This is a genomic window from Pseudidiomarina donghaiensis (genome assembly GCF_900116895.1).
Classification (GTDB): domain Bacteria; phylum Pseudomonadota; class Gammaproteobacteria; order Enterobacterales; family Alteromonadaceae; genus Pseudidiomarina; species Pseudidiomarina donghaiensis.
On sequence record NZ_FPCF01000009.1, the window covers coordinates 72,695 to 79,131 of the forward strand.

Genomic DNA, 6,437 nt, shown 5'->3' on the forward strand with positions numbered 1-6,437 from the left:
AATGAGTGCATTATTTTTATTAAAAACACTCGGGTTATTTATTGCCACCGCAGTTGCTGAAATTGTCGGTTGCTATTTACCCTACTTATGGCTCAAAGAGGGTCATTCTGTTTGGTTACTCATTCCGGCGGCAATGAGCTTAGCCTTATTTGCTTACTTATTAACACTTCATCCAGCGGAAAGCGGGCGCGTTTACGCAGCCTACGGCGGTATTTACGTATTAACTGCCATAGTCTGGCTGCGAATTGTCGATAAATCGCCTTTATCCAGCTTCGACCTGATTGGGACGGCGTTTGTGCTCACAGGCATGGGGATCATTGTATATGGTTGGCGTTAGACTGGGCTGAGATTTAGTAACACGCTAAGTCACACGCTTTTTATTCCGATTGATTTTAATCTTTAAAAACAGGTTTTTATCAAAACTTTTCGATTCCCGCCTCCGCACCATTATTGATAAGGCCTCGCTAGAAATAGCGGGGCTTCTCTTTTTCTGGCTTTGTACCAGATTTGTACCAGTTGTACCATCCACATTGCCCGCCACCCGTTTCAAATGATGACTCGCAAGGTGAGCGTACCGCAGTACCATCTCATACGATGACCAACCGCCAAGCTCCTGCAACTCTTGTAAGCTTGTGCCGCGTTGAACATGCCAGCTTGCCCATGTATGGCGTAAATCGTGCCAACGAAAATTTTCAATACCCGCTCGTTTTAACGCTGCATGCCATGCTTTGGTTGATGTGCGCTCAACTGGTTTGCCTTGATACACAAAACAATAGTGAACATCGTCGCCCTGCACTTCTTGCAACACCGATAAAGCATCGTTATTGAGTGGCACGTTTATCGCCTTTCCTGATTTTGATTGATCAGGATGAATCCACGCAAAACCACGTTCTAAGTCCACTTGATCCCACCGTAGATAACTCACATTCGACTGACGCAAACCTGTAGCCAGTGAAAATTGAGCCATCAACCACAGATGCTTAGGTAACTCATTCAATAAACGTTGTGCTTCATCTGTAATCCCCCCGATTTTTCGGGGGGGATTACACATTGGCTGTAGGAAAAAGATTACGGATAAAGTTAGCTTAGTATGTGCTCGTTGATTTAGGCTGCAAGGTTAACGTTAAACCAGGTGCAGATGCCACCTTAGCGATAGTTGAAAATGTCGGATCTCCATCAGATTCCTCCACGCATGCATCCAAGTATGCTTGAATGGCTTCGTCATTATCGAGGTGTTGTGTGTATGTAACTACCCCGGGGTTTGTCAACTGCAGTTAACAACCTGTGCGTTGACACGAGGTTTGAAGAGTATGGTTAGTTGGTAAAAGTGGCAAACGTAATATTGTGTAGGATAAAAACTTAATAGTTAAAATTCGACGAAGCTATGTCCGTTATGTGCCATTAAGAGACATTCACTTAGCTCTTACAACAACTTTGGCCTTCTTGAATTGGTGGGCATTTCACTGTTCCATAAGAGCAGTATACACAACAATCGCCCTTCAAAGGCTTTAGGAGAACTTTGCAAGATTCACATTCATAATACCACTGGCAAGCGTTGGTTGACATTTCTTCGGTTTTACTGAAACCGCACTCAGGGCAAGTAATGGTAGAATTTAACTCTATACCTCGCATGTTTGCTCCTTCAAAGGTTTAACAATGTCCAATACGGACATTACAATCATCAAACAAATACCCACATAGAACAAATAAGTGCTCCAGTCATATTGCCATAGTGGATAGAGGGTTAACAAAACAGCTATAGGCCCAATAACTCCAAGAGTACCTCTCGTATGATTTTGGTTTTTATACCAGTTATACAAATTTACCAACAACGCCAAAGTTGCAAATATAGGTAACAAGGTATTTACAGCAATCCCCTCAAAGTGAGAGAGAAAGCCTAATCCCAATGCTGATGCTAATGAACCGAGAGCAGGGAAACACCCCGTACAACTGAGGGCTGCAAGCCAAACACCACCTGAGCCAACTTTATCTAAAATCTTATTAATCATTTTTAACGCCTAACATTATTTGAATGACTTGAGTGTAAACTCCGTAGATAGGTACGGAGTCAATGCTATTTTAGCGAATCGATTATTGGGCAGTGAGATTGGTCGTTATTGTTGCGGCATGAATTAGTCATTTCTTTTATGACGACTTCTAAGCGTTGAAGGTCAGCTATCTTACTTTGAATTAAGCTCAGTTTCTGCAAACCTAGAGATTCAACTTTGGCACAATCGCCATCCATTGACATCAAAGACGCTACTTCCTTTAGAGTAAAGCCAAGTGCTTTAGCCTTACAAATGAATTGTAATTGCTTGGTGATTGAGTCGTCATACACACGATAACCATTTTGAGGTTTTTGAGGTTGTTTTATCAAGCCTTCTCGCTCATAAAAGCGTATAGTTTCTACGCCTAAACCAAGTTCTTTAGCCAACTTGCCTATTGTTTTCATCGTATAACCACAAAATCAGCCTACTTCATGACATTAGTATATCAATACGAAGTAAAATTGCTCGAACTACCAATGACTGGTTTTCGCTCATAGCAGACCACAGAATTGCCCTGTCAGGCGGCTTCGTGCCAATTGCGGACATGCCTTGCGGTATCTCACTCGGAATCTGAGTGGTGTATTTATACCCAGCTTTTCCTTAAAAACTCCCTGTGCCTTGTTAGACAGGGTGACCCGTATTTGTCGCCTGCTTAAGTCGCACCTGTACCTACAAGTTGTTGTATGTTTTAAAGACGCGGTGTAATGTTTTGTACAATAAATTTACAAAGACCGGTTACTCCGTGTTTAAATACGGGTCGACCCACCGAAAAAGCGTTATGAAGCTGAACCGGGTGCAAGTCCTTCGTCATAATATAGGTACAGAGAACATGGATTTAATTACTTCATTTATGTCAAATCCAATTGTTGGATTTATTGGGTATTTGCTTTCATTCGTGGCAGCAATAATCGCAATCGTTCAATACTCGGCTAGGTCAGAAGCTGAAGATGAGGTAAGAAGTTTACGGATTGAAATAACAAATCTTCAAGCCAATACAAAGAATGAAAATACTGTTCGTCAGGGCGAAAAATCACAGTATTTCCAAGAAAACAATGGCCCAGTAAATATTGATAATAGGGGCTAAAGAAAATGTCAAAGGGTGTGACATTTAATCACAATATGGGACCGGTCACTATCATTGATGAAGGTAGCTCCGCTCGTCCTTCCATATTAGGAAAGTTAATTGAAATCATAGCAACAAGTGGTCAGGCTGAAATTAATTTAGATAGAGATCCAGCCGAAATAGACGTAAAAGTCAATTTCAACGATTTAACAAACCATAAATGGCTTATTGATGAATACATACAGTCTTCTTTGCTTATTGATGAGTCAATTGAAGCGTTAAATCAAACGATTTTGAATGGAAGCACAAAATTGAAGAGACAAATGAAGACCTTTTATAATCGTGCATTGGACAAATACTCGATCAACAGATCCCCTTTTGATCTAGAAAAATTGAAGCTCAATTCTGACTCAATTGTCGATGAAGTGATTTCATCGACTAAGAAATTTGTTAAGAACTCGGCCGATTTGAAGCAGGGGTACTTTGAGGAAGATATTGATTACGGGGTAAGCTTAATTACAAGCTATAGCATTATCGAATGTATAGTTTTGGAAAATCCAAATGATCACAATTGATTCTGATCCAAAACTCAATCCTATAAATATCGGCGCTTTCATTCTGAATGTGTTGGCTACATATGACTATTCGGAAATTGAGACAGAAAATTTGTTTGAGGAGGTAAGGAGTGAGTTTAATGCATCATACGACGTTTTCGTATACACACTGGATTGGTTGTTTATCGCAGGGGCTATTCGCCTAAGCGAAAAAGGAAATATTACGTATGAAGCTAATTAAACTGTCTGTCTATAAAAATAGTGAGTTAATTAGAGTTGTTCAATTCAAAAAGGGGTTGAATTTAATAGTAAATTCTATTTCTCAGTCTGGACGTACGGGAAATAGCGTGGGAAAATCAACGCCTTCAAGATTATTAGATTATTTATTCCTGTCTTCTGGCGAGGATATTTATAAAGAATCAGAATTTGGAAAACCAATTCCAGATGTCTATAGATTTATAAACGAGAATACGATTTATGTGGAGCTTGAGGTTGAAGGATTCGATCTGAAAGTACACAGAATTGGAAGAACGTTAACAACCGATCCAAAAGCATCGGTTTATTATTTAGACTCTAAAGTATGTGATAAGAGCGACTATGTGGATATCGTTGCTAAGCAAATATTTGGTCAATTAAATGAAAAGCCTTCCATCAGAAACCTTTCTCACAAATTTATAAGAAACACTAATGAGAAAATGCAAAACACCACAAGGTTTCTACATGGTAGTACGAAGCCAGATATTTATGATCAACTTTATTTATTTCTATTTGGCTTTTCTGGATTAGACCTTTTAAAAGACAAGGCCAATCTAAATAATAAAATTAGAACCAAGACTAAACACTTGGCCGCTTATAGAAATCCTCATAGGGAAAGTGCATTACAAAAAATGATTGCGCCACTAAAATCCGAAGAAGCGGAGCTTCAGGATAAAATTGACGCGTTTGATTTTACTGGGAGTCAAGATTCTAGTGTTAAGGAATTGGTTGATGTTCAAAACAAGATATCTGACTTGACTATTGGTTATTCAAAGATCAAGACCAGATTAAGTTATTTAGAAAAATCAATTACTAAGGTTAGAGAAAGTGCTGCGAGCGTCGCTGGAAAAGAACTAACTACTATTTATGCGGAGGCGGGTGTTGCTATCAGTGATGGCTTAAAGCGCTCATTTGAAGATCTTGTGGTTTTCCATAACAAAGTCGTCTCCAATAAAGTAAACCTACTGAAAAGTGATCTTGAGAAATATCAAGAAGAAGAGACAAGAGTAAGAGATGAAATATCTTCTCTGCAAAATATTGAGTCTGGGATATTTAAACACATAAAAGAGCCAGACACCCTTAAGTCTATTGGGGGGCTTTACAACGACTTGTCTAAGATTAAGGAGCAAATTGCAGGCATATCTGCATTATTAGATAAAATTGAAAATACAAAATCTGAGATCGAATCCTTAGAAAATTGTAAACTAAAAATTATTCAAGAAATAGCAAAAAATACCGAAGAGCTTGATGGTAATGTAGAACTATTTAACGAGCACTTTGGTGAGCTAAGTAAATCGTTTTATGGTGACAGATATATCTTCGATTTAGAGTTTGATATAGAAACCGAGAAGTGCAGGTTTGACGTAGTTAATATTGCCCCGAACCCAACTGGTGGAAAGAAGAAAGGGGAATTAAGCGCATTTGATCTAGCATACATTCAGTTTGTAAAGGCGACCAACATAAAACGCCCATCTTTTGTAATTCACGATAGTATTGAGGATGTTGATGTAAACCAAGTGTATGATATTTTTCAACGAGCCGAGCATATTGATGGGCAATATATTGTAGCGCTATTAAGCGATAAGCTGGCCGATCCAAGATTCGATTTATTAAAAAAGCAGTCTGTCATTCTTGAGCTTTCCGAAAGTGACAAATTTTTTAAGATCTAGCCAAATCTTACTGAAGCTGGTGTATAACAAGCGCATGTTTTCGGACTGGTTTTCCGCTGCGCTCCAAACCGGCCGCAAAGCGGGCGTTATCGTCCGCTCTTCGCTCTTAACGGACGTCAATACTCCTAACCCCAATTCATTTCTGTTCAAATAATGACCTATACTAAACTCATTAACTTTATAAACCACAAAAAAGGAAAGCGACGATGGCAGTTCGACACTCTCCACCAAGCGGGCCTAGCATAGTTCACAAAAGGCAAAAAGGCGGTACAACAGGTTGCGGTGTAGACACCAACAAAAACCCTTCGCATTGGTCGAATACACACGACAAAATAACTTGTGACAAAAGCGGATGTAAGAACTAGTACGTAAACCTGTAATTAAGCGGGTTGTTAGTTTTTTTTGAGGGACGGCAACTCGTCGTCTCTCGATAACCATCTATGCACAATACAAAACCATCACAACCCCAACCCAGCGCTTTACTTCGCCTACAAATTTCAGGATGTAATCCCCCCGAAAAATCGGAGCAGTTATAAGTAGAAAATTCCGTTAAACTAAAACGAAGGAGTTTTCTATGCGCAAATCACGATACACAGACAGTCAGATCTTAGCGATTCTGAAACAAAACGAGAACGGTGTACCTGTTCCAGAGCTTTGCCGTGAACACGGCATGAGCTCAGCTCAATTTTATAAATGGCGCGCCAAGTTTGGTGGCATGGACGCATCTATGATGAAGCGTCTTAAAGATCTTGAGGACGAAAATAAGCGTCTCAAGAAAATGTATGCCGAAGAGCGACTCAAGGCTGAGATCCGCAAGGAAGCCCTTGAGGGAAAGCTGTAAAGCCAT

The 6,437-nt window shown here is 39.8% G+C and carries 9 protein-coding genes and 1 pseudogene; 6 read left to right on the forward strand and 4 right to left on the reverse strand.

Annotation, left to right across the window (positions count from 1 at the left end):
- Window position 1 precedes the first annotated feature (1 nt).
- On the forward strand, window positions 2-337 hold the full coding sequence (locus BM334_RS11965) for a YnfA family protein (protein WP_055437776.1): 336 nt from the start codon (window positions 2-4) through the stop codon (window positions 335-337).
- A gap of 24 nt (window positions 338-361) precedes the next feature.
- Here BM334_RS11965 and BM334_RS11970 read toward each other — a convergent pair whose 3' ends face one another.
- From BM334_RS11970 to BM334_RS11985, 4 genes are all read right to left on the reverse strand, one after another.
- On the reverse strand, window positions 362-1,051 hold the full coding sequence (locus BM334_RS11970) for a site-specific integrase (protein ID WP_092842014.1): 690 nt from the start codon (window positions 1,049-1,051) through the stop codon (window positions 362-364).
- 365 nt (window positions 1,052-1,416) lie between these two features.
- On the reverse strand, window positions 1,417-1,632 hold the full coding sequence (locus BM334_RS12885) for a GDCCVxC domain-containing (seleno)protein (RefSeq protein WP_072243337.1): 216 nt from the start codon (window positions 1,630-1,632) through the stop codon (window positions 1,417-1,419).
- Entirely contained in the window at window positions 1,620-2,009 is a 390-nt protein-coding gene (merC, locus tag BM334_RS11980; RefSeq protein ID WP_034823179.1) for an organomercurial transporter MerC, read from the reverse strand. The genes BM334_RS12885 and merC overlap by 13 nt, the downstream gene beginning before the upstream one ends.
- A gap of 65 nt (window positions 2,010-2,074) precedes the next feature.
- A complete protein-coding gene (locus BM334_RS11985; RefSeq protein ID WP_008950466.1) occupies window positions 2,075-2,452 on the reverse strand; it encodes a MerR family transcriptional regulator in 378 nt (125 codons plus the stop codon).
- Window positions 2,453-2,877: 425 nt separating this feature from the next.
- Between BM334_RS11985 and BM334_RS11990 the strand changes: the two genes are divergently transcribed.
- The 5 genes and pseudogenes from BM334_RS11990 to BM334_RS12015 form a co-directional block, all read left to right on the forward strand.
- Window positions 2,878-3,132 carry a hypothetical protein gene (locus BM334_RS11990; protein WP_092842016.1) on the forward strand — a complete coding sequence of 85 codons (255 nt, stop codon included), beginning with the start codon at window positions 2,878-2,880 and terminating at the stop codon, window positions 3,130-3,132.
- Between the two features lie 5 nt (window positions 3,133-3,137).
- Window positions 3,138-3,686, forward strand: a complete 549-nt coding sequence (locus BM334_RS11995; RefSeq protein ID WP_092842018.1) for a hypothetical protein — start codon at window positions 3,138-3,140, stop codon at window positions 3,684-3,686.
- Window positions 3,673-3,906 (forward strand): ABC-three component system middle component 6, encoded by a 234-nt coding sequence (locus BM334_RS12000; RefSeq protein ID WP_092842020.1) that lies wholly within the window; start codon window positions 3,673-3,675, stop codon window positions 3,904-3,906. Before BM334_RS11995 ends, BM334_RS12000 begins: the two co-directional genes overlap by 14 nt.
- Window positions 3,893-5,590: a DUF2326 domain-containing protein gene (locus BM334_RS12005; protein WP_092842022.1), complete on the forward strand. Its 1,698-nt coding sequence runs from the start codon at window positions 3,893-3,895 to the stop codon at window positions 5,588-5,590. The genes BM334_RS12000 and BM334_RS12005 overlap by 14 nt, the downstream gene beginning before the upstream one ends.
- 574 nt (window positions 5,591-6,164) lie before the next feature.
- A pseudogene (locus BM334_RS12015) lies at window positions 6,165-6,428 on the forward strand (transposase); the annotation flags it as partial.
- Window positions 6,429-6,437 lie beyond the last annotated feature (9 nt).

What these genes read in the sequence shown, in the direction of transcription:
- BM334_RS11965 (WP_055437776.1), top strand. Translation starts at nt 2, where the DNA reads ATGAGTGCATTATTTTTATTAAAAACACTCGGGTTATTTATTGCCACC.
- BM334_RS11970 (WP_092842014.1), bottom strand. Translation starts at nt 1,051, where the DNA reads ATGTGTAATCCCCCCCGAAAAATCGGGGGGATTACAGATGAAGCACAA.
- BM334_RS12885 (WP_072243337.1), bottom strand. Translation starts at nt 1,632, where the DNA reads ATGCGAGGTATAGAGTTAAATTCTACCATTACTTGCCCTGAGTGCGGT.
- merC (WP_034823179.1), bottom strand. Translation starts at nt 2,009, where the DNA reads ATGATTAATAAGATTTTAGATAAAGTTGGCTCAGGTGGTGTTTGGCTT.
- BM334_RS11985 (WP_008950466.1), bottom strand. Translation starts at nt 2,452, where the DNA reads ATGAAAACAATAGGCAAGTTGGCTAAAGAACTTGGTTTAGGCGTAGAA.
- BM334_RS11990 (WP_092842016.1), top strand. Translation starts at nt 2,878, where the DNA reads ATGGATTTAATTACTTCATTTATGTCAAATCCAATTGTTGGATTTATT.
- BM334_RS11995 (WP_092842018.1), top strand. Translation starts at nt 3,138, where the DNA reads ATGTCAAAGGGTGTGACATTTAATCACAATATGGGACCGGTCACTATC.
- BM334_RS12000 (WP_092842020.1), top strand. Translation starts at nt 3,673, where the DNA reads ATGATCACAATTGATTCTGATCCAAAACTCAATCCTATAAATATCGGC.
- BM334_RS12005 (WP_092842022.1), top strand. Translation starts at nt 3,893, where the DNA reads ATGAAGCTAATTAAACTGTCTGTCTATAAAAATAGTGAGTTAATTAGA.